The 20550-nt window shown below is 70.1% G+C and carries 17 protein-coding genes and 1 pseudogene; 16 read left to right on the top strand and 2 right to left on the bottom strand.

The window, feature by feature from the left end:
• Positions 1-115 precede the first annotated feature (115 nt).
• From BLT81_RS09305 to BLT81_RS09265, 9 genes are all read left to right on the top strand, one after another.
• Positions 116-1834 (top strand): bifunctional uroporphyrinogen-III C-methyltransferase/uroporphyrinogen-III synthase, encoded by a 1719-nt coding sequence (locus BLT81_RS09305; RefSeq protein WP_040421031.1) that lies wholly within the window; start codon positions 116-118, stop codon positions 1832-1834.
• A 52-nt stretch (positions 1835-1886) separates the two neighbouring features.
• Positions 1887-2888 (top strand): porphobilinogen synthase, encoded by a 1002-nt coding sequence (gene hemB / locus BLT81_RS09300; RefSeq protein WP_051011436.1) that lies wholly within the window; start codon positions 1887-1889, stop codon positions 2886-2888.
• The gene (locus BLT81_RS09295; RefSeq protein ID WP_019193854.1) at positions 2881-3480 is read left to right on the top strand and encodes a hypothetical protein; all 600 of its coding nucleotides are present in this window, start codon (positions 2881-2883) and stop codon (positions 3478-3480) included. The genes hemB and BLT81_RS09295 overlap by 8 nt, the downstream gene beginning before the upstream one ends.
• 9 nt (positions 3481-3489) lie before the next feature.
• Entirely contained in the window at positions 3490-3981 is a 492-nt protein-coding gene (locus BLT81_RS09290; protein ID WP_019193855.1) for a hypothetical protein, read from the top strand.
• Positions 3982-6570 carry a heavy metal translocating P-type ATPase gene (locus BLT81_RS09285; RefSeq protein ID WP_019193856.1) on the top strand — a complete coding sequence of 863 codons (2589 nt, stop codon included), beginning with the start codon at positions 3982-3984 and terminating at the stop codon, positions 6568-6570.
• Positions 6571-6615: 45 nt separating this feature from the next.
• Entirely contained in the window at positions 6616-7665 is a 1050-nt protein-coding gene (gene hemE / locus BLT81_RS09280) for a uroporphyrinogen decarboxylase (RefSeq protein WP_040421032.1), read from the top strand.
• 1 nt (position 7666) lies between these two features.
• Entirely contained in the window at positions 7667-9043 is a 1377-nt protein-coding gene (locus tag BLT81_RS09275; RefSeq protein WP_019193858.1) for a protoporphyrinogen oxidase, read from the top strand.
• 6 nt (positions 9044-9049) lie between these two features.
• On the top strand, positions 9050-9814 hold the full coding sequence (locus BLT81_RS09270) for a DedA family protein (RefSeq protein ID WP_019193859.1): 765 nt from the start codon (positions 9050-9052) through the stop codon (positions 9812-9814).
• A 122-nt stretch (positions 9815-9936) separates the two neighbouring features.
• Positions 9937-11043, top strand: a complete 1107-nt coding sequence (locus tag BLT81_RS09265) for an HNH endonuclease signature motif containing protein (protein WP_019193860.1) — start codon at positions 9937-9939, stop codon at positions 11041-11043.
• A gap of 16 nt (positions 11044-11059) precedes the next feature.
• Here BLT81_RS09265 and galK read toward each other — a convergent pair whose 3' ends face one another.
• Together galK and galT are read right to left on the bottom strand one after the other, a co-directional pair.
• Positions 11060-12178, bottom strand: a complete 1119-nt coding sequence (gene galK / locus BLT81_RS09260; RefSeq protein ID WP_051011437.1) for a galactokinase — start codon at positions 12176-12178, stop codon at positions 11060-11062.
• A 91-nt stretch (positions 12179-12269) separates the two neighbouring features.
• Positions 12270-13304: a galactose-1-phosphate uridylyltransferase gene (gene galT, locus BLT81_RS09255; protein ID WP_081582901.1), complete on the bottom strand. Its 1035-nt coding sequence runs from the start codon at positions 13302-13304 to the stop codon at positions 12270-12272.
• 162 nt (positions 13305-13466) lie between these two features.
• Here galT and hemL point away from each other — a divergent pair, with 162 nt between their 5' ends.
• The 7 genes and pseudogenes from hemL to galE all read left to right on the top strand — a co-directional run bounded on the left by hemL (position 13467) and on the right by galE (position 20521).
• Entirely contained in the window at positions 13467-14783 is a 1317-nt protein-coding gene (hemL, locus tag BLT81_RS09250) for a glutamate-1-semialdehyde 2,1-aminomutase (protein ID WP_019193862.1), read from the top strand.
• 2 nt (positions 14784-14785) lie between these two features.
• Positions 14786-15388, top strand: coding sequence for a histidine phosphatase family protein (locus BLT81_RS09245; protein WP_040421188.1), 603 nt, complete (start codon positions 14786-14788; stop codon positions 15386-15388).
• Positions 15389-15963, top strand: a pseudogene (locus BLT81_RS09240) (TlpA disulfide reductase family protein).
• Positions 15964-16746 carry a cytochrome c biogenesis CcdA family protein gene (locus tag BLT81_RS09235; RefSeq protein WP_019193865.1) on the top strand — a complete coding sequence of 261 codons (783 nt, stop codon included), beginning with the start codon at positions 15964-15966 and terminating at the stop codon, positions 16744-16746.
• Positions 16747-16765: 19 nt separating this feature from the next.
• Positions 16766-18403 (top strand): cytochrome c biogenesis protein ResB, encoded by a 1638-nt coding sequence (locus BLT81_RS09230; protein ID WP_019193866.1) that lies wholly within the window; start codon positions 16766-16768, stop codon positions 18401-18403.
• A 78-nt stretch (positions 18404-18481) separates the two neighbouring features.
• Entirely contained in the window at positions 18482-19522 is a 1041-nt protein-coding gene (gene ccsB / locus BLT81_RS09225) for a c-type cytochrome biogenesis protein CcsB (RefSeq protein ID WP_019193867.1), read from the top strand.
• Positions 19523-20521 (top strand): UDP-glucose 4-epimerase GalE, encoded by a 999-nt coding sequence (galE, locus tag BLT81_RS09220; protein WP_019193868.1) that lies wholly within the window; start codon positions 19523-19525, stop codon positions 20519-20521. It abuts the gene before it with no gap.
• The last annotated feature ends 29 nt before the right edge of the window (positions 20522-20550 follow it).

Here is a 20550-nt window from a genome sequence, read left to right as displayed (position 1 = left end):
CCCCTGACGCGGGGCGAGCCAGACCCCCTTGTGCGGGCGGAGCGTGGCCCTTTGCGGGCCAAGTCGGTGGGCTGTGGCTTGTCACGTCTCTTTATGCCTTAGAAAAGAACCGTGAATGACTATGCCCTCGATTACCCCCCAGCCGGGGAAGGTCATCTTCGTCGGCGCTGGCCCCGGCAACCCGGAGCTGCTGACCGTCCGCGCACGCGAGGTGATGGAAACCAACTCTATCGCCCTCGTTGAACCCACGGTGCTTCAGGGGGTGCGAAACGTTGTGGCCTCCAAGCTCGCCGTCCCCGCGCAGAAACTGAAGGAGGCGGAGGAGCGCTACGAGCGCATGTGCGAAGAGGCCAAGGCGGCGGGCGCACGGCGTCGCCCCCCGCGCCCGGCTCCGCCGACGGCGGCGGAGCTCGCTGAGAGTGACCTGGGCGCTGAGGGGATCGTCGAGAAGCTGCGTGCCGCCCTCGACGAGGCCGCGGCCGCCATCGAGCGCGGCGAGGACGGCGACGGCGATGTCGTCCGCCTCGTTGCCGGCAACCCCCTGACCCGCGACGCCGTGATGGAGGAGATCTCCGCGGTGGCCAACGCGGGCCTGGAGTTCCAGGTGGTGCCGGGGATGTCTTTGCCGTCGACGGTGCCCTCCTTCGCAGGCATTGCCCTGGGCTCGACCTACACCGAGACCGACCTGACCAACGACGTGGACACCGAGATCGACTGGGACCAGCTGGCGGCCGCCCCGCAGCCGCTCGTGTTCCAAGCTGTGGCTGAGCAGCTGGAGACCATCGCCGCCGAGCTCAGCGCGCGCGGTTACGCGGGCACGACCCCGCTGACCGTGACCACCAACGGCACCACCCGCCTGCAGCGCACCTTCGACGCCACGCTGGAGACGGTGAGCAAGATCGACGCGGACCTGTCCGGCAACCTCGTGGTCACCATCGGCGCGGCCGTCGACGACCGCAGCAAGTACTCCTGGTGGGAAAACCGTCCCCTGTACGGCTGGCGCGTCCTCGTGCCCCGGGCAAAAGAGCAGGCAGGTGTGATGAACGCCCGCCTCAGCGCCTGCGGCGCCATCCCGCAGTCCGTGCCCACGATCTCCCTGGAGCCGCCCCGCAACCCGGCGCAGCTCGACCGCGCCATCAAGGGCATCGTCGAGGGCCGCTTCCAGTGGATCGTGTTTACCTCCGTCAACGCGGTGCGCACGGTGTGGGACAAGTTCGAGGAGCTCGGCCTCGACGCGCGCGCCTTCGCGGGCGTCCACCTCGCCGCCGTGGGCGGCAAGACCGCCGAGGCGCTGCGTGCGCGCGGCATGGTCCCGGAGCTTTTGCCGCACCGCACGAAGCAGAACGCCGCGGGCTTGGTCGAGGTATTCCCGGAGTACGTCGAGGACATCGACCCCGTCTCCCGCGTTTTGCTGCCGCGCGCCGACCTGGGCACCGACGTGCTCGTCGACGGGCTGAAGGAGAAAGGCTGGGAGGTCGATGACGTTGTGGCCTACCGCACCGTCCGCGCGGCACCGCCGGCGCCGGAGGTGCGTGAGATGATCAAGACCGGCGGCTTCGACGCGGTCTGCTTTACCTCGGCGTCGACGGTGAAAAACCTGGTGGGCATCGCGGGCAAGCCGCACGCGCGCACGATCATCGCCTGCATCGGCCCGATGACCGCGGCCGAAGCGCGCGAGCAGGGGCTGCGCGTCGACGTCGTCCCCGAGGTCGCGGATGTGCCCTCGCTTGTCGACGCCCTCGCGGCGCACGTGGCCTCCCTGCGCACTGCGGGCCAGCTGCCGCCGCCGCGCAAGAAGCGCCGGGCGCGGCGCAAGCCCGCCGAGGACGAATAGCCGACGCCCGGGCTGTTTCGCCGTGTCGGGGGGAGGTCTTAGGATAGTGGGCGTGTCTTCCTACGAAATCACCCGCCGTCCTAGGCGCCTGCGGCAGCACCCCGCGATGCGGGAGCTGGTGGCCGAGACGCGCCTTCACCCCTCCGACCTGATCCTGCCGCTGTTCGTGGCGGACGGGATCGACGCCGCACGCGAGATCGCCTCCATGCCGGGCCAGTACCAGCACACGATCGACTCGCTCAAGGCCATCGGGCACGACGCGCTCGAGGCGGGTGTGCGCTGCGTCGACCTGTTCGGGGTGCCGCGCCCGGAGGACAAAGACGCCACAGGTTCGCAGGCGTGGGCCGAGGAGGGCATCCTCAACCGCGCCGTGCGCGCGATGCGCGAGGAATTCGGCAACGACCTGCTCATCATGGCGGACACGTGCCTCGACGAGTTCACCGACCACGGCCACTGCGGCGTGGTGGGCACCGACCACTTCGGCAACGAGGTCGTGCTCAACGACGAGACGCTGGACTGTTACACCTCGATGGCGGTGGCGCAGGCGGAGGCCGGGGCGCACATCGTTAGCCCCTCGGGCATGATGGACGGGCAGATCGCCGCCATCCGCGCCGCCCTCGACGCCGCCGGGTGGCAGGACGTGGCCATCATGGCGTACTCCGCGAAGTACGCTTCCGCCTTCTTCGGCCCCTTCCGCGACGCCGTCGGTTCCTCGCTCACCGGCGACCGGCGCACCTACCAGCAGGACCCGGCGAACGCCCGCGAATCGCTCCTCGAGGCCCAGCTCGACATCGAGGAGGGCGCCGACTTTGTCATGGTCAAGCCCGCCCTTCCGTACCTGGACGTGCTCTCCCAGGTGGCCGAGCTCTCCCCGGTGCCGGTGGCCGCGTACCAGGTCTCGGGCGAGTACGCAATGCTCAAGGCCGCCGCGAACAACGGCTGGCTGGACCTCGACGCGGTGATGATGGAGTCGCTGCTGTCCATCAAGCGCGCCGGGGCGGACCAGATCTTCACCTACTTCGCCATCGACGCCGCAAGGGCTCTCCATGGTTAACGCGCCCGAGTCCCCGAGCCACGTCAGCGCCGAGGCCGTGAGCGGCGGCGGTGCGGGCTCGAAGAAACTCCCGGAGCCCGTGCGCTACCTCCTCGGCTGCCTCGGCGTCATGCTGGGCGGCGAGCTGGTGCACCAGATCCTCTCGGTAATCGCCATCGTTGTGGACCCGAGCCGGCTGCGCGAAAGCGCCCGCCAGGCCGCACGATCCTCGAACGAGGCGCTCACCGAGGAGCTACTGAACGCCACCGTCTACTCGTCCGTCGCGCTGATGGCGGTGTTCCAGCTCATCGTCCTCATCCTCCTGGCCGTTGCGGCGCGCGCAGTGGCTACGCGGGCGACGTGGGCGCCTAGCGCGCTGCGCCTGCTGCAGTTTTTCGGCGTGTTCTTCGCCATCCGCGCGGTCTTTCTGTTCTTCGTGAGCCCGGATTCCACCACCGTCCCCATCGCCCTCTACGCCGTCGACGGCATCGTGCAAATTGTCATCGGCACAGCCGGGGCGTGCGCCGTGGCCTACGCTATGCAGGGCAAGGTGCACGAGTACGTGCGCGCACAGACGCCGGGCGGCGGCCCGACGAACGAGAAGAAGAAGTAGGGGCACCCCATGGCCGGCATGTTTCCCACGATGGTGAGCGACCCCAACGACCCGAATCGGCGCTATAACCAGCCCGCAGGCACTGAGAAGCCGAAGGCCCTGACCCGGGCCTTCCGGCTCTTTGTCGTCGCGTGCGTGCTCATGCTTCTCACCGGCATGATGCTTCTGGCCGGGGGCTTCCCCGAGGGCGCCGACGAGGCCTTCCGCGAGCCGTTCATGCGCAACATGCGGTTCACCGCCTGGGGCAACATCATCCTCGCCCTGGCGCTGGGTGCCACGGCGGCGTACGTTGACCGCGGCTCGGCGCCCGCGCGGCGCTTCGCCGCCGGCTTCTCGGCGGCCGCGATCTTTCTCAACATCGCCGCGTTCGCGCTGCGGGTGAGCGCCTGGGCCTCCTTCATCATCGTCGTGCTCCTCGCCGTCGCCGTGTGGATGATGTTTCGTCCCCCGGCGAACGCGTGGGTGCGCGCCACCACCTCCGGCCTGCAGGGGCAGGGTTAGGTGGCCGCCAACCACGTCGGCGACGGGCTCGACGCGTCCATTGTCGCCGCCCGCGTTGCGGCACGTAACGCCGGCTTCGACCTCGACGCGCCGCACGAGCGCGACGGGACGCCGATGCGCCCCAACGCCTCCTACGCCTTCGTGCTCGAGGGAATCGAGGACGCCCCGCAGATGCGCGACATCGAGGAGGCCCTGGACAAGCTTGAGGGCGTCACGGCCCGGCTCGTCTACCCCTCCTCGACGGCGTGGGTGACCGCCGCGGAGGACATGGACCCGGCCCGCATCGTCGAGGTCATCGAGTCTTTCGGCGTCCGCGCGGACATGACGGACTCGACGCTGCGGCGCCGCGCGGTGGGCCGTCGCGCTGCCGAACATCCCCTGCCGCGCCGGGGCACCCGCGGGATGACGGGGAAAATGCGCCGCCAGCGCCGCGACGAGGAGGCCAACCTCGTCCGCGAGCGCGCCGAGGGATTCATGCGCGGAGAGCCGCGCCGGGTGCGCACGAGCCAGTCCGACGTGCTGTTTACCGCCCGCGACCTGGTCACGCCGCTGAGGATGTGGCTGGCCATCCTCATCACCATCCCCGTCTGCGCGCTGAGCTACATCCCGGAGCTGCAGTTCGCGGGGTGGCAGTGGGTGTGCCTGGCGCTGTCCACCCCGGTGGCACTGTGGTGCGCCTTCCCCTTCCACCGCGCGATGGCCGGCGGCGTGCGCCGCGGGCTGTCGGCGCTGGACGGCGCGAGCTCGATCGCGATCCTCGCCTCCTACGTGTGGTCGCTGTGCGCGCTCGTGTTCACCCCCGCCGGCGAGATCGGCTGGAGCTCGCCGAGCGGCTGGCTGTCCGTCCGCCCGTCGGAGGGGATGGAGATCTTCCTGGACGTCGCGTGCGGGGTGACCGCCATGCTCCTCGTCGGGCGCGCCAACTCCGTGCGGGTGCGCTCCTACCTGCTGCGGGACATGGCGCTGCACAGCCCGGACCCCGACCGCGAGTACACCGTTTTTCGTCGCAACCGGGCCACGGACACGGTGGTCGAGGAGCGGCTGCCCATCTCGGAGATCAACCGCGGCCACGACGTGAAAGTCACCGCGGGCGAGGTCGTCCCCGTCGACGGCGACGTGGTCGGCGGTTCGTGTGAGCTGCGCCCGCCGCTTATCGACGCCCGAGAGCCCGCCCAGGCGAAAGTGGGCACGCGCGTCTACGCCGGCTCCGTGGTCGACAGCGGCAGCATCAAGGTCCGCGCGGTGCGCACGGGCCACTCGACGCGCTGGGCGGTGGTGCACGGCTGGGTCGAGGAGGCCTCGCGCCGGGAGAACGCGGCGGCGCTGCTGTCCACCCGCACCGCGGGCATGCTCATCCCGGCGGCCTACTTCATCGCTTTTGCGGACTTCTGCCTGTGGTTCCTCATCACCGGCAACCCCAACGTGGCGTTTTCCACGGCGGTGGCGATCTTGGCGGTGGTGGCGCCGGTGGCGCTGGCGATCTCGCCGTCGGTGGCGATCCGCCTGGGCATCGAGGCGGCGGCGCGCAACGGCATTCTGCTTCGCGACGGCGAGAGCTTCCGCGGCCTGGAAAACACCGACACGGTGGTGTTCAACCGGGTGGGCACGCTGGTCACCCCGACGATGTACGTGGAGACGGTGACGGCCGAACGCGGCGAGGACTCGGACCTGGTGCTGCGCATCGCGGCCGCGCTGTCGACGGAGTCGCAGCACCCGATGGGGAAGGCCCTGGTCAAGGCGGCGCGCGAGTCGCGCGACATGCGCTCGAAGGACAGCTCGCTGCCGTCGTGGATCGAACTGAACTCCACCGAGATCACCGCCGAGGGCGACGTGAAGGGCCGGCTGACCCTGACCTACGACGAGGGGATAGGTACCGACGCCGACGCCGGGGAGGAGCGCGTCGAGCACCTTGAGGCGACGCTGTGGCGCCCGACCAACCTGTCGAGTCTGCACGGGCGCCTCGCCATCGCGGCCACCTCCGGCGGCACCCCCGTCGTCGTGCGGTGGAAGGGCCGCGACCGGGGGGTGATCACGCTCTACGACCCCGCAAAGCCCGACGCGATCGAGGCGGTGCAAAGGCTCGAGGACATGGGGATCGAAACCGTGATGCTCACCCGCGACACCTACCCGGTGGCGCGCCGCTTCGCGGACTTTCTCGGTGTGTCCAACGTGCTTGCCGGCATTCCCGGGCCGAGCAAGCCGCTGGCGGTGCGCGCGCTGCGCAACCAGGGCGCGACGGTGACCATGGTGGGCGACCACACGGTCATGGACACGCTGCGGGGTGCTGACGTTGGCGTGATGTACGTCACGGAGGAGTCGGTGGCCGCGCGGCTCGGCCGCGTGGAGGGCGCGGCGCACGCGGTCCTGCTGCGCCACGACGTGACGGCGATGCCGCAGCTGATCGAGCTGGCGCGGCGGGTGAGCCGGATCATCGACTCGAACATGTTCTTCGCGTGGTCGTACAACGCGGTGGCTATCGTGCTCGCCGTGGCGGGGCTGTTGCCCCCGGTGGGGGCGACGCTGCTCATGCTGGGCAGCTCCACCGTTATCGAGCTGCGCTCCGTGCGCGCCCGGCGTTTCCCCACCTAGGAGGCGGATTCTGGTTTAGCGGGGGCGCCGGTAGGCTGGGGCACTATGACTAAACGAGCGTTGACGAACGCCCCCCTCGTAGAGGCTGCCTCCGGCCGCACCCCCTCGCGCACGCCAGTGTGGTTCATGCGCCAGGCCGGCCGCTCCCTGCCGGAGTACCGGCGGGTGCGCGAGGGCATAGCCATGCTCGACTCCTGCTTCATGCCGGAGCTCCTGGCGGAGATCACGCTGCAGCCGGTGCGCCGCCACGACGTCGACGCCGCAATCCTCTTCTCCGACATCGTCGTGCCGCTCAAGGCGGCCGGCGTGGACGTCGAGATCGTGCCGGGGCGGGGCCCCGTCGTGGCGGAGCCGGTGCGGGGGGCAGGGGACGTCGATAAGCTCCCCGTGCTTGAACACGAGGTGGAGGAGGTGGCGCGGGGCATCGGGCTGATCCTCAACGAGCTGAGCGAGACCCAGGCCCTCATCGGCTTCGTGGGCGCGCCGTTCACGCTGGCGAGCTACCTCGTCGAGGGCGGGCCGAGCAAGAACCACGAAAAGACCAAGGCCATGATGCACTCCGACCCGGACACGTGGCACCGGCTCATGCGCCGGCTCGTGCCCACCATCATCGCGTTCCTGCGCACGCAGGTCGAGGCCGGGATCGACGCGATGCAACTGTTCGACTCGTGGGCGGGATTCCTCACCGAGGCCGACTACCGCGCGCACGTCCTGCCGTACTCCACCGAGATCCTCGAGTCGGTCGCGGGCGAGATCCCGCGCATCCATTTCGGCGTGGCCACCGGCGAGCTGCTCGGCGCGATGAGCGAGGCCGGCCCCGAGGTCATGGGCGTGGACTGGCGCGTGCCCCTCGACGTCGCCGCCGCCCGCCTCGCCAGCCCCCGCGTGCTGCAGGGCAACCTCGACCCGGCGCTGCTGTTCGCCGGCGCCGACGTCGTGCGTTCGGAAGTCGCGCGGATCAAGGCCGAGGCGGCCGCCGCGATCGCCGCGGGAACCGCCACCGGCCACATCTTCAACCTCGGGCACGGCGTGCTGCCCACCACGGACCCCGACGCCATCACCGAGGCCGTCCGTATTATCCACGAGGAGGCGTAGCATGAACATCGCGATCATCGGCGCCGGCCTGGCGGGGCTGACCGCAGCCTACGAGCTGCGCGGCTCCGGCCACGCCGTCGACGTCTACGAAGCCACCGAGCGCATCGGCGGCAAGCTCTACACCGTGGCCTTTTCCGCAGGCCCGACCGACATGGGCGCCGAGGCCTTCCTCGCGCGCCGCCGCGACGCCGTCGAGTTCTTCACCGAGCTCGGCCTCGCCGACTCGCTCGTCGAACCCTCCGGCCTCGGCTCCCTCGTCTACGTCGACGGCGAGACCCGCCCGCTGCCCCGCGGCGGGGTCATGGGCATCCCCTCCTCCTCGGCGGGGGTCGCCCACCTCGTCTCGCCCGGCACCGCCGCGCGTATCGACGCCGAAGGCGAGCGCCCCGGCTTTGACTGGACCCCCGGCGGCGACGTCAACGTCGGCGCTATCGTCCGCGACCGCTACGGCGACGACGTTGCCGACACCATCGTCTCCGCGCTCCTCGGCGGCGTCTACTCGTGTACCGCCGACGACCTTGGCCTGCGCGCCACGATCCCCCAGCTCGCCGAGGAGCTCGACCGCCTCGCCGCCGACGGCCCCGTCCACCTGTCCACCGCGGTGCGCAACCTCGAGAACGCCCGCGCGGAGCTGCCCACCGGCCAGGGCCCCGTCTTTGCCACCTTCCGCGACGGCTACCACGAGGCCTACGAAGCCCTCGCGGAAAAGTCCGGTGCGAACATCTACGTCGACGCCTTCATCTCCGGGATCGAGCGCACCCCCGACGGGTACCGCCTGAAAGGCGGGGAGGACACCGCCTACGACCGCGTCATCCTTGCAGTCCCCGCGCCCACCGCGGCGCTGCTGCTGAAGAAGGTCGCCCCGGACGCCGCCGCGGCGCTCGCGCCCGTCAAGCTCGCTGACTCTGTTGTCGTCGGCATGCGCTTCGCCACCGACGAAGGGCTTCCCGACAACTCCGGCGTCCTCGTCGCCACCGGCGCCGAGGACGTGCGCGCCAAGGCCTTCACGTTCTCCTCCCGCAAGTGGCCCCACCTCGCTGAACGCGGCGGCGCCCTCGTCCGCGCCAGTTTCGGCCGCTTCGGCGACACGCTCGCGATCCGCGCCGACGAGGACGACCTCGTCGACTGGGCACTCGACGACCTCCAGACCATCACCGGGTTCGACGGCCGCGCCGCCGGCCTAGAAGAGATCTACGTCCAGCGTTGGTTCGGCGGCCTGCCCCGCTACGACGAACACCACCTAGCCACCGTCGCCGCCGTCGAAAAGGCCCTGGCAAACGTCCCCGGCATCGATGTGACCGGCGCGTGGGTCGGCGGCGTCGGCGTCCCGGCCGTCATCGCGCACGCGCGCCGCGCCGCACACGGTCGGGTAGGTTAAGTGAGCATGCCGGAAGAAGCGAATAACCATTCCCGCGAGGTCGTCGCCAGCCAGCAGCGCCCCGAGTCCGAGGCGCCCGAGTGGTGGGAAGAGCCCGGGCTGCCGTGGAACACCAAACCGACCAAGGCGGACTACTGGTGCCTCGGCTGGTTCGGCTTCCTCGGGCTGTTCGGCCTGGCGATGATCCCCCTGCGGGCGTGGCTGCTCGGGCTCGACCCGCCGGTCATGCTGGCGCTGACCGGCTCGCGCATCGGCGCGGCGTCGACAGGCGCCCTTGCATCCGTGGGCCAGGCGCCGTACTGGCTCGCCTTCCTGCTCATTGGCTCGCTCGTAGCCATCAAGTTCGACTGGGTCTACTGGTGGGCGGGCAAGCTGTGGGGCCGCGGCCTGCTCGACGTGCAGGCCCAGAACTCCACGCGGATGGCGCGCAACATCGAGCGGGTGGAGGGCTGGTTCCACCGCGTCGGCTGGGTCGGCATCTTCCTGGCGTACGTGCCGATCCCGCTGCCGATCGCATTCGTCGTCTTCGTCATGTGCGGCGCCACCGGCATGAGCGTGAAGAAATTTATGCTGCTGAACTTCGTCGCGAAAACGGTGTGGTCGTTCCTCTACTTCGGACTCGGCTGGGTGATCGGCGAGCCCGTCGTGTTCGTCCTCGAGCAGTACGCCAAGGTGGCCAACTGGGTCGCTATCGGCCTGCTCGTACTCGTGCTCGTGGGGGTGTTTCGCGGCAAGTCCCGCACGGCGCGGACGTTGCCGGCGGACAACTAGGGTACCTGAACCGGCGCGGGGACGGGCCCGCTGCGCCTTTATCTGTGGATACCGCCAGCGTTATCCACAGATTCGGAAGGGGTGCGTTGTGCAGGGCAAGCGCCTGTCCTAGCGTCGCGGGCATGGACTCCTTCACCGAATTCCTCGGCCGCGCCAGGGGCGGCGTCGATGTACTAGAGCACTTCGATGCCCACGTTGCGCTTGATGCGGGCGTAGACGCGGCCACGGTGCGGGCGTGGAAAACCGTCCACGCGGCCTACTTCGGTCCGACGCGCTACCGCAAGCAGCAGCGCAGCGCGCGGGAGCAGGCGCGGCAACGGCGCACCTCCCTGGCCAAACTCGTTCTCATCGAGCGCCTTATACGCCACATCGACGCGGCGGATCAGCGGTGGAAACTACGCCGCCGCCTTCTCAACCTGAGCGGCAGGTGCGAAACGCTGCGGCGTCACGCAAAAAGTATCGTGCCCGCGAGGCAGCGCCCCCCGCGCCCCGCGGGGTTGTGGTGCGCGCCCACCTCGCGCGAGGGCATGCGCGAAATCCGCATCACCGCACCGGAACGCTTCGTCGCGGGCCTCGATTACGCGCTGCGCAGCCGCATCGACCGTGCCCGGCCCGCAGCGAAACAGATGCTCGACGCGTTCACCACGCTCGTGCGCGGCGGAGGCGGCGCCCCCGAAGGTGTCTACCGGCCCATCGTCGCGGTGCCGGTCAGCGCCCTTTACTCCGTCCGGCGCGGCGTCACCGGCAGCGACATCTGCCTCATCGCCACCGACGGCACCAGCGTGAGCCTCGCTGAGCTCCTGAAGCACAATTTCGGTGAGGAGCTCGAAGTCGCGGCGTTCCACCCGGTGGAGGGGCCACTGGCGTTGTTCCGGGCGCACCGCCACGCGAACGCCCACCAGCGCGATCTTCTGAAAATGGCGCAGCCCGAGTGCTCCTGGGTCGCGTGCCATAGGCCCGCGGAGTCCTGCGACATGCACCACATCACCGCGTGGAGCAAGGGCGGTACAACGAACGTGGAAAACCTTGCGCCGCTGTGCTCGTTCCACAACAGCGTCAACGACGACGACCCCGCCCGGCGCCGGTGGGGGCGCATCGAAAACGTGGCCGGGCGGCCAACGTGGATCTCGCCGCGCGGTTACGCGGTGGCGAACACCACCGCGCATTCGGCCATGCAGATGCTGTTTGGGGATCCCCCGGACCCACCCGCTCCGGTCCCGCGCCCGTAGGCTCCGCCGCCCGCGGCTACCAGACGCGCCGGGCCCCGTCCTGCGGTGCCGTGGCGTAGATCGTTGGCACGGGGTAGCCCTTGGCGGCGGTGGCGACCTCGATGGCGGTGGCCACAGAGTCGGCGTCCGCGTCCGGGCACAGCGCGATGGTGGAACCGCCGAAGCCGCCGCCCGTGATCCGGGCGCCGACAGCACCCGCCGCGCGGGCGGCCCGGCAGGCGGTGTCGAGCTCGTCCGGGACGACCTCGTAGTCGTCGCGCAGCGAGGCGTGGCTGGCGTTCATGAGCTCGCCGAGGCGGCCGATGTCGCCGGCCTTGAGTGCCGCGATGGCGGCCGCGGTGCGAGCGGTCTCGGAGTGCACGTGCCGGACGCGGCGGCGCACCACCTCTGGGTCGGCGCCCGCGCGCCCGGCGGCCCACGCGACCGCGCGCTGGACGACGTCGGCTTCGCGGAAGGTGCAGGCGAGGGAGGACGCAAGCTCGTCGATCAGTCCGCGGCGGGAGCCGTAACCCCCGGTGGCATGGGAGTGCTCGACGTGGCTGTCGGCGACAAGGAGTGTGTGGCCGCGGAAATCGCAGGGCACCTGCTCGTGGGTGCCGGCCAAAAAGTCGAGCGCCAGAGCGTGGCCGGCGCGCCCGCGCACGACCGCGTTCTGGTCCAGACCGCCGGTGTTCGCGCCCACGTAGTGGTTCTCCGCGCGCATCGCGGCCGCGATGAGGTCGTCGGCGCTGGCGTTAAGGCCCCATAGCTCCCGCCCGGCCACCCCCACCGCGCACTCGAGCGCCGCCGAGCTGGACAGCCCGGACCCGAGGGGCACGTCGGAGACGACGGCGAGGTCCATGCCCTTCGCCGCGGCGCCCGTGCCCGTGCCGTCGAGAAGCGCGCGGAGCGTGCCCGCGATGTAGCCGCGCCAGTCCGGCAGGCAGCCGCGGGCGGGTGCGGGGGCGAGATCGGAGAGGGAGAGGGAAGCGGCGAGGAGGTCCCCGCCCGGGGCGAGGGAGGCCATGCGCACCAGGCCGTCGCTTCGGCGGTGCGCGGCGACGGCGGTGGCCATCGAGGTGGCGAAGGGCAGGCAGAGGCCGTGGGCGTAGTCGACGTGGTCGCCGATGGGTTGACGCGGCCGGGGGCCAGCCACACTCCCTCGGCGGCGCGGGAGTCGAAGTGGACGGCGAAAAGCGCGCGGGCGTCGGTGGCCAGCTGCTCCGGGCTGCGCGTTGTACGGGCGATCACGTGTAGGCCCCCTTGAGCGCGGCGGCGATGGTTTCGGGCGTGGTGTCGCTGATCCACACGCCCATGCCGGATTCGCTGCCGGCGAGGTACTTCATGCGCCCGGGCGAGCGCATGAGGGAGAACAGCTGGAGGTGGAGACGGCCGTCCTCGGGGTTACCGACGGGTGCCTGGTTCCAGGCGGCGATGTAGGGGGTGCGCGAAATGCCCTCGAAGAACCGGTCGACGGCCCGGTACAACCGGTCGAGGACCCCGGCCAGGTCGTCGCGCTCCGCGCCGGTGAGCTCGACGAAGGAGGGGACGTGGCGCCGCGGCATCACCATCGCCTCGAGCGGCCACTTCGCGGCGGCCGGGGTGAAGACGACGAAGTGCTCCGTGGCCTCGATGACGCGTTCGCCGCAGCGCAGCTCCTCGGCGAGGATGGTGTCGAACAGGCTGGTCCCCGTTGCGGCGTGGGCCCGCGCCCGCGCGGCGATGGCCGCCATGCGCGGCGGGACGAAGGGGTAGGAGTAGATCTGCCCGTGCGGGTGGTGCAGGGTCACACCGATCTCTTCGCCGCGGTTTTCGAAGGGGAAGACGGCCTTGACCGTGTCGAGGGCGGACAGCTCGGCGGTGCGGTGGGCCCAGACGTCGATAAGCATGCGTTTGCGGGCGAGCGTGAGGTCCGCGAAGGAGCCGCTGGCGTCGGGCGTGAAGCAGACGACTTCGCAGCGGGCGGTCGCGGGCGCGGCCTCGACGAGCCCGTCAAGGGAGGCGCCGCGCGAGGCCATGCTTAACGACGGAAAACGGTTCTCAAACACCACCACCTGGTAGTCCCCCTCCGGGATTTCGCTCGGTTTCTGGCCGGGCCGGGTGGGGGCGAGGGGGTCCTCGTTGGCCGGCGGGAGGAAGGTGCGGTTTTGGCGGTGCGCCGCGTAGACGGCCCATTCGCCGGTGAGGGGGTCCCGGCGCATGGAGGACTCGGTGTGGACCCGGGGCAGGCCGCGCTCGTCGGTGGAGGTGCGGTAGGCGGTGCCGGGTTCGTCGAAGTACATCAGCTCGCGCCCGTCGAACAGTGTGGTGCGGGTGATCTTGAGGTCGTTCACGTCAGTCAGCTGCTTCCAGTGGTGTGGGTCAAGGTGGCGGTGCCCGCCCTTAAGGGTATCGCCCGTGCTGGGCGCGTTGGGCCGGGCGCGGGCGACGGATAGACTTGCCCCATGATTGAAACGTCCTCTCGCACAGCACGTTCCGCCGAGCTCTTCGCCCGCGCACAGCAGCTGATCCCGGGCGGGGTGAACTCGCCGGTGCGCGCCTTCGGCTCGGTCGGGGGCCAGACCCGCTTCATCGACAGGGCCGTGGGCAGCACGCTTTACGACGTCGACGGCAACGCCTACGTCGACCTCGTGAACTCCTGGGGGCCGATGATCCACGGCAACGCGCGCCCCGAAATCGCGGAGGCTGTTCAGAAAGCCCTGGTCAACGGGTTGTCGTTCGGCGCCCCCACCGAGGCGGAGGTCGAGCTCGCGGAGCTGATCGTTGAGCGCACCTCCGTCGAGCAGGTGCGCATGGTCAACTCGGGCACCGAGGCGACGATGAGCGCGGTGCGCCTGGCGCGCGGCTACACGGGCCGGTCGAAGGTGATCAAGTTCGAGGGCTGCTACCACGGCCACGTGGACGCGTTGCTCGCTGCGGCGGGGTCGGGGCTGGCCACGTTTTCGCTGCCGGATTCGCCGGGCGTGACCGGCGCGCAGGCGGCGGACACGATCGTGGTGCCCTACAACGACATCGAGGCCGTCGAAAAGGCCTTCGCGGACAACGAAGGCCAGATCGCCTGCGTCATCGCCGAGGCCGCCGCCGGAAACATGGGCACCGTCGCCCCGCAGGCGGGCTTCAACAGCGCGCTCAAGGAGCTGGCCCACGCGAACGGGGCGCTGCTCATCCTTGACGAGGTGATGACGGGCTTCCGCACCTCCTATTCCGGCTGGTACGGGGTCGATGACGTCGCGGGCGACCTGACCACCTTTGGCAAGGTTGTCTCCGGTGGCTTGCCCGCGGCGGCGTTCGGGGGGCGGCGCGAGATCATGGAGCGCCTCGCGCCGACGGGGCCGGTGTACCAGGCGGGCACCCTGTCGGGGAACCCGGTCGCGATGGCGGCGGGTATGGCGTCGCTACGCCTGGCCAGCGAGGAGATCTACCCGGTGCTCGCAGCGAACGCGGACCGGCTGGCGGGCCTGATCAGCGAGGCCTTGAGCGCCCGCGGGGTCGCGCACCACATTCAGCGTGCCGCGACGATGCTCTCCGTGCGCTTCGCCGAGGGCGAGGGCCACAACTTCGCGGACATGAAGGCGGCGGACACCTTCCGCTACGCGCCCTTCTTCCACGCGCTGCTGGACAACGGGGTCTTCGCGCCGCCGAGCGCCTTCGAAACGTGGTTCGTCTCCACCGCGCTTTCCGACGACGACTTCGAGCGCATCGAGAAGGCGCTCGCGCCCGCGGCGCTCGCCGCGGCCGGAGCGCAGGAGGCCAGCGCGTGACCGTGACACGGACGACGGTCCACCTCGTGCGCCACGGCGAGGTGTTCAACCCCACGAAGATTCTGTACGGGCGGATGCCCGGCTACCACCTGTCGTCCCGCGGGCAGTCGATGGCGGCGGTGACCGCGCGCTTCTTTGCGGGGCGCGACGTCACCTACCTGGCCGCGAGCCCGCTGGAGAGGGCGCAGGAGACGGCGGAGCCGATTGCCGGGGCGGTGGGGCTGGGCGTCGACACGCGCGAGGACATTATTGAGGCGGGCAACCGCTTCGAAGGGCTGCGCACGAAGGGGTGGCGCTCGCAGCTGTGGAACCCCGTGCGGTGGCGGCACATGACCAACCCGACGCGCCCGAGCTGGGGTGAACCCTACGAGGAGATCCTCGAGCGCATGATGGGCGCGGTGCGCGACGCCCGGGCCCGCGCGGACGGCCACGAGGCGGTGCTGGTGAGCCACCAGCTGCCCATCGTCATGGTGCAGCGCTTCGTGCAGGGCAAGCCCCTGGCGCACGTGCGCCGCGAGTGCGAGCTCGCCAGCGTCACCTCGCTTGAGTTCGAGGGCGACGATGTTGTTGACTGGTCGTACAACCGACCCGCGAAGGACATCTAAATGCTCACGAGATTCGCCGCCCCCGTGGCGTGCGTCCTCCTGCTCACCGGCTGCAGCGCGAGCGGCGACGAGGAAACGTTCGCCTTCCACTCGCCGGGCGGGCAGGTGGAGATTTTCTACGACGAGGCCGAGCGCCGGCCGGTGGGGGACGTCAGCGGTGAGTCCCTCACCGAGCCGGGCACGCAGGTCGGCCTGTCGGACTTCGACGGCCAGGTCGTCGTGCTCAACGCCTGGGGCCAGTGGTGCGCGCCGTGCCGCGCGGAGGTCGACGACCTCGAGAGGGCGCACGAAACGATGCAGCAGGAGGGTATCGGCACCGTCCTGGGCATCAACGTGCGCGACTACAACCCCAGATCGCCCGCGACTTCGTCGCCGACAACGGCGTGACGTACCCCTCCATCTACGACCCGCCCTTCAAAACGGCCGCCCACCTCGGCGGGGTGCCCAGCTCGGTCATCCCGACGACAATCGTGCTGGACACGCAGCACCGCCCGGCGGCAGTGTTCCTGCGCGAGGTCACGGACGAGGACATCCTCGAGGTCGCGCGCCGCCTCGACGAGGAGGCGGCCGCGTAGATGGGGGAGGCTTTTTCCGCCGCGGTGCTGTCCGGCCCGCTGCTGCTCGGGATGCTCGCCGCCGCGCTGGCGGGCCTCGTCTCCTTTGCCTCCCCCTGCGTCATCCCGCTCGTGCCCGGCTACATGTCGTATCTGACCGGCATCGTCGGTGGGGAGCTCGAGTACGGGGCGACGGGCCCGCGCGTGGGCCGCCGGCGCCAGTGGGCCGTCGTCGCGGTGTCCGGGTTGTTCGTTCTCGGCTTCACCGCGGTGTTCTTGTTGGCCACGGTGTCGGTGTTCGGGGCGATCAGCCTCATCACCCTCAACGCGGACACGCTCATGCGCGCGGGCGGTGTGGTGACCATCCTCATGGGTGTCGTTTTCCTCGGCTGGGTGCCCGCCCTGCAGCGTGACACGCGCATGCAGCCGAAGCAGTGGACCACCTGGGTCGGCGCGCCGCTGCTCGGCGGGGTCTTCGCCTTGGGGTGGACGCCGTGTTTGGGCCCGACGCTCGCGGCGATCATCTCGGTCGCCGTCGGCTCGGAGGGCGCGACGGCCGCGCGCGGCGTCGTGCTCGTCGTCGCCTACTGCCTCGGGCTCGGCCTGCCCTTCGTGCTTGTCGCCCTCGGCTCGGCGCGGGCGGCGGCGGGAATCGACTTTTTGCGCCGCCACTCGCGGACGATCCAGCTCATCGGCGGTGTCGCCATGATTGTCGTGGGCCTGCTTCTGGTCACCGGCATCTGGAACGTCTTCATCGGGTGGGCGCGCCAGCTCACCGTCGGCTTCGGCGCGACGCTGATCTAGAACACCTAAGGAGCTCGTCATGAGGACGCTAACGACGTGGCTGCGCAGCGCGTGGCACTGGCTGACCAGCATGCGCACGGCGCTCGTGCTGCTGTTCCTCCTCGCCATCGCGTGCATCCCGGGCGCGCTTCTGCCGCAGCGCCGCGTGAGCCCCGCGCTGGTCGAGGACTTCCTCGAGGCCAACCCCACCACGGGCCCGATCTACGACCGGCTCCAGCTTTTCGACGTCTTCGGCTCCACGTGGTTCGTCGCCATCGTCGTGCTGCTCATGATCTCCCTCGTCGGCTGCATCATCCCGCGCTCGATCGACCACTGGCGCGCCTACCGGGCGGCGCCGACGCGCGCGCCGAAGTTCCTGCACCGCATGCCGCTGCACGCGCAGGGGGAGGTCGAGGCGCGCCTCGAGGACGTCGAGAAGCAGGCGCGCGAGGCGCTGAAGGGCTGGCACGTGGCCTCCTACTCCCCGGAACGCGACCGCGCGGGCCGCTTCTCTCTGGCCGCCGAGAAGGGCTACACGCGTGAGCTGATGAACTTGCTGTTCCACGTGGGGCTGGTGGGCATGATCATCACGTTCGCGGCGGGTCGGCTGAGCTACTACGAGGGCCAGGTCATCGTGGTCACCAACTCCGCCTCGCCCTACGCCGTGCCCGTCGAGCAGTCCCGCGAGTTCTGCAACACCTCCCCGTCCAACTTCGACTCCTTCCGCGCCGGGCCGCTTTTCGACGGCACAGGGCTCACCCCCTTCTGCTTCGAGGCGCTCAACTTCAACGCCGACTACCTCAACACCGGCCAGGCCGTCGGCTTCTCCTCCGACATCGCCTACACGGGCGACGTCACCGCCGACCGCGCCGAGTGGGAGGAGACGACCCTCCAGGTCAACCACCCACTGCGCATCAAGGGCGACCGCCTCTACCTACAGGGCCACGGCTTCGCCCCGCAGATCACCGTGACCTGGCCGAACGGCGAGACGCGCACGCAGCTTCTGCAGTTCCGCCCGACCGACATGCAGAACTTCCTCTCCTCCGGCGTGATGCGCTTCGACCCGCCCGCCGGCATGTTCCCCGACCTTGTCGAGCGCCGCCAGAACCAGATCGCCATCGAGGGCGTGTTCTCCCCGACCGCGCAGTGGACCGGCCCCAACGGCGACATGCTGCAGTCGAGCTTCCCCGCGATGACGGACCCGGCGATGGCCGTGGATATCTACGTCGGCGACGCTGGGCTGGACACCGGCCGCCCCCAGAACATCTTCGTGCTCGACCAGTCGCTCGTGGCCTCGGGGCAGCTGAGCAAGGTGGACCGCGTCAACCTGGGCTACGGCGAGGAGGTCACCATCGAGGGCGGGGTGACAATCCGCTTCGACGGGGCCGCGGAGTTTGCCAACTACCAGGTCGCGCGCGACACCACGCAGATCTGGCAGCTGGCCACGACGGTGCTCATGCTCGGCGCGCTCATCGGCTCGCTGACCATCAAGCGCCGCCGCATCTGGGTGCGCCTGGCGCCCTCCGGCGCGGGCACCTCCGTCGAGCTCGCGGGGCTGGCGCGCACGGACCGCGCCGGGTGGGGCGCGGAGTTCGAGGAGTTCGCTGACCGGCTGCTCGGGCGCGCCCCGCAGGAGGACGACGAGGACCACGACAGGGAGATCGACGACCTCGGCTAGCCCCGGGTGAGGGCGCGACGGCGTTCTCGTCGCCCGGTGACCTTGGAATATGCGGTTCGGTGGGGTAGGTTTAGGCCCATGCTGGTCAACTCCACCATGGCGGACCTGTCGGACCTGACGTTCCGGACGGCGTTCGTCATCTACATCGTCGCGCTCATCATGTCGTGCATCTACTACGGGCGCATGTTCGGGGTCATCGACATGCGCCGCGCCCACGAGGCAGAGAAGAAGCGCGCCGAGAAGAAGACGACGAAGGTTGCCGTTGGCGCGGGTGGGGGCTCCACCGTGGTCGACAGCGCCGGTGCCGAGACCGGTTCCGGCACGGGTTTTGACAACGAGGAGTACGCCAGACGCGTGCGCGGCGCCCGCAAATGGGCGGGCATGACCCAGGGGCTGATCTGGGTCGGCGTCGCGCTGCACGTCGTCGCCGTGATCACCCGCGGCCTCGGCGCGCGGCGTTTCCCGCTGGGCAACCTCTACGAGTACATCCTGGTGATGACGGCCGTGATCATGATCGCCGCGGCGATCGTGGTCCAGCGTAAGAAGTGGCACTCGGTGTACCCGTGGCTGCTCGCCCCGATGATCGTGGCGATGTACCTCAACTCCACCGTCTTCCACATCCAGGCCGCCCCGGTGGTCCCGGCGCTGCAGTCCTACTGGTTGCCGGTGCACGTGTCCTCGGTGTCCATTGGCGCCTCCATCGGCATCGTCTCGGGCATCTTCTCCGCGCTGTACCTGTTCCGCATGTGGCAGCCGCGCGGGGAGGAGAAGGGCTTCTTCGGCGCCCTGGCCAAGCCGCTGCCGGCGGCGAAGACGCTGGATCAGCTGGCCTACAAGACGGCGATTATCACGCTGCCGCTGTTCGGCATCGGCATCCTCTTCGGCGCGATCTGGGCCGAGGTGGCGTGGAGCCGCCCGTGGGGCTGGGACGCGAAGGAGACGGTCTCGCTGATCACCTGGGTGCTCTACGCCGCCTACCTCCACGCGCGCGCCACGGCGGGCTGGAAGAACACGAAGGCCGCGTGGATCAACGTCTTCGCGCTTGGCGTCACCATCTTCAACATGACGTATGTCAACACTGTTATCGCTGGCCTGCACTCGTACGCGGGGTTGAACTAGATGAAGGTGCTCATCGCCGGCGGGGCCGGCTACATCGGATCGACCATCGCCTCCTGCTGCGAGGACGCCGGCATCACCCCGGTCATCCTCGACGACTACTCCACGGGCCTGCGCGTCTTCGCCTCCCGCTACGCCCACTACGAGGGCGACATCGCGGACGAGGCGCTCATCGAGCGCATCGTCACCGAGCACCCGGACATCGAGGCGCTCATTCACTGCGCCGCGAAGATCGTCGTGCCGGAGTCCGTCGCCGAGCCGCTGTCGTACTACGGCACCAACGTGGGCAAGGCCATCGCGCTTGTCGACGCCCTCTCTGCCCGCGGCATCACGAAGGTGCTGTTTAGCTCCACGGCCGCCATGTACGAGCCCGACCCGGACTTCATGGTGAGCGAATCCAGCGCGCTCAACCCGGGCAGCCCATACGCGGCCTCGAAGTGGATGTTCGAGCGCGTCCTCGCGGACGCGGCCGCCGCCGGGCGCATCACCGCGACGACGCTGCGCTACTTCAACCCGATCGGCGCGGACCCGCAGCTGCGCACCGGCCTGCAAAACCCGGCGCCGAGCCACGCGCTGGGCAAGATGCTCACGGCGCACGCCGCGGGCGAGACCTTCTACGTCACCGGCACGGATTTGCCCACCCGAGACGGCTCGGGGCTGCGCGACTACATCCACGTGTGGGACTTGGCGCGCGCCCACGTGCTGGCGCTGCAGGCGAGCCTGGGCGACTACGCGGTGATCAACCTGGGCACGGGCACCGGAACGACGGTGTTCGAACTCGCCGAGGCGGTGGGGGAGGCCACCGGTACCCCGTTGCAGGTGGGCAGCGCCCCGCGCCGCGAGGGCGACGCGGTGGGCGCGGCGGCGCGCATTGACAGGGCGAACGCCCTGCTTGGCTGGTCGCCCGAGCTGAGCATCGCGGACGGCGTGCGCCACTCCCTCGAATGGTCCGAGCGGCTGCCCGGTGTGCTGCGGGAGGAGCAACGGCTGAGCGGAGCCTGAAAAGCCCCCGCCCGGGCGTACGTGCGGGT

The sequence above is a fragment of the Corynebacterium timonense genome (genome assembly GCF_900105305.1).
Classification (GTDB): domain Bacteria; phylum Actinomycetota; class Actinomycetes; order Mycobacteriales; family Mycobacteriaceae; genus Corynebacterium; species Corynebacterium timonense.
This window is presented reverse-complemented; position numbering and strand designations above follow the sequence as displayed.

Coding starts and splice junctions, on each gene's coding strand:
- BLT81_RS09275 (WP_019193858.1), top strand. CDS start 7,667: ATGAACATCGCGATCATCGGCGCCGGCCTGGCGGGGCTGACCGCAGCC.
- BLT81_RS09265 (WP_019193860.1), top strand. CDS start 9,937: ATGGACTCCTTCACCGAATTCCTCGGCCGCGCCAGGGGCGGCGTCGAT.
- BLT81_RS09270 (WP_019193859.1), top strand. CDS start 9,050: ATGCCGGAAGAAGCGAATAACCATTCCCGCGAGGTCGTCGCCAGCCAG.
- hemL (WP_019193862.1), top strand. CDS start 13,467: ATGATTGAAACGTCCTCTCGCACAGCACGTTCCGCCGAGCTCTTCGCC.
- BLT81_RS09305 (WP_040421031.1), top strand. CDS start 116: ATGACTATGCCCTCGATTACCCCCCAGCCGGGGAAGGTCATCTTCGTC.
- hemE (WP_040421032.1), top strand. CDS start 6,616: ATGACTAAACGAGCGTTGACGAACGCCCCCCTCGTAGAGGCTGCCTCC.
- galT (WP_081582901.1), bottom strand. CDS start 13,304: ATGTACTTCGACGAACCCGGCACCGCCTACCGCACCTCCACCGACGAG.
- galE (WP_019193868.1), top strand. CDS start 19,523: ATGAAGGTGCTCATCGCCGGCGGGGCCGGCTACATCGGATCGACCATC.
- BLT81_RS09295 (WP_019193854.1), top strand. CDS start 2,881: ATGGTTAACGCGCCCGAGTCCCCGAGCCACGTCAGCGCCGAGGCCGTG.
- BLT81_RS09290 (WP_019193855.1), top strand. CDS start 3,490: ATGGCCGGCATGTTTCCCACGATGGTGAGCGACCCCAACGACCCGAAT.
- ccsB (WP_019193867.1), top strand. CDS start 18,482: ATGCTGGTCAACTCCACCATGGCGGACCTGTCGGACCTGACGTTCCGG.
- BLT81_RS09235 (WP_019193865.1), top strand. CDS start 15,964: ATGGGGGAGGCTTTTTCCGCCGCGGTGCTGTCCGGCCCGCTGCTGCTC.
- BLT81_RS09230 (WP_019193866.1), top strand. CDS start 16,766: ATGAGGACGCTAACGACGTGGCTGCGCAGCGCGTGGCACTGGCTGACC.